Origin of the sequence: Vibrio sp. 10N.286.49.B3 (assembly GCF_002873395.1) — a bacterium.
In the GTDB taxonomy this organism is placed as follows: domain Bacteria; phylum Pseudomonadota; class Gammaproteobacteria; order Enterobacterales; family Vibrionaceae; genus Vibrio.
This window is the reverse complement of the sequence record NZ_MCUV01000020.1, coordinates 1-1397: the sequence shown is the minus strand read 5'-3', so window position 1 is coordinate 1397 and position 1397 is coordinate 1. Positions and strand designations below refer to the sequence as shown.

Genomic DNA, 1397 nt, shown 5'->3' with positions numbered 1-1397 from the left:
CAAAGAGGGGGACCTTCGGGCCTCTCGCGTCAAGATATGCCTAGGTGGGATTAGCTAGTTGGTGAGGTAATGGCTCACCAAGGCGACGATCCCTAGCTGGTCTGAGAGGATGATCAGCCACACTGGAACTGAGACACGGTCCAGACTCCTACGGGAGGCAGCAGTGGGGAATATTGCACAATGGGCGCAAGCCTGATGCAGCCATGCCGCGTGTATGAAGAAGGCCTTCGGGTTGTAAAGTACTTTCAGTCGTGAGGAAGGTTCATGCGTTAATAGCGTATGGATTTGACGTTAGCGACAGAAGAAGCACCGGCTAACTCCGTGCCAGCAGCCGCGGTAATACGGAGGGTGCGAGCGTTAATCGGAATTACTGGGCGTAAAGCGCATGCAGGTGGTTCGTTAAGTCAGATGTGAAAGCCCGGGGCTCAACCTCGGAACTGCATTTGAAACTGGCGGACTAGAGTACTGTAGAGGGGGGTAGAATTTCAGGTGTAGCGGTGAAATGCGTAGAGATCTGAAGGAATACCAGTGGCGAAGGCGGCCCCCTGGACAGATACTGACACTCAGATGCGAAAGCGTGGGGAGCAAACAGGATTAGATACCCTGGTAGTCCACGCCGTAAACGATGTCTACTTGGAGGTTGTGGCCTTGAGCCGTGGCTTTCGGAGCTAACGCGTTAAGTAGACCGCCTGGGGAGTACGGTCGCAAGATTAAAACTCAAATGAATTGACGGGGGCCCGCACAAGCGGTGGAGCATGTGGTTTAATTCGATGCAACGCGAAGAACCTTACCTACTCTTGACATCCAGAGAAGCCAGCGGAGACGCAGGTGTGCCTTCGGGAACTCTGAGACAGGTGCTGCATGGCTGTCGTCAGCTCGTGTTGTGAAATGTTGGGTTAAGTCCCGCAACGAGCGCAACCCTTATCCTTGTTTGCCAGCGAGTAATGTCGGGAACTCCAGGGAGACTGCCGGTGATAAACCGGAGGAAGGTGGGGACGACGTCAAGTCATCATGGCCCTTACGAGTAGGGCTACACACGTGCTACAATGGCGCATACAGAGGGCTGCCAACCAGCGATGGTGAGCGAATCCCAAAAAGTGCGTCGTAGTCCGGATTGGAGTCTGCAACTCGACTCCATGAAGTCGGAATCGCTAGTAATCGTAGATCAGAATGCTACGGTGAATACGTTCCCGGGCCTTGTACACACCGCCCGTCACACCATGGGAGTGGGCTGCAAAAGAAGTGGGTAGTTTAACCTTTCGGGGAGGACGCTCACCACTTTGTGGTTCATGACTGGGGTGAAGTCGTAACAAGGTAGCCCTAGGGGAACCTGGGGCTGGATCACCTCCTTATACGAAGATTTTCACGATGAGTACCCACACAGATTGATGGTTTAA

Annotated in this window: 1 rRNA gene; it reads left to right on the top strand. The window is 53.7% G+C overall.

Features of this window, described 5'->3' with window-relative positions:
* Positions 1 to 1352 (top strand): 16S ribosomal RNA (locus BCU68_RS08655); the annotation flags it as partial.
* Between the last annotated feature and the right edge of the window lie 45 nt (positions 1353 to 1397).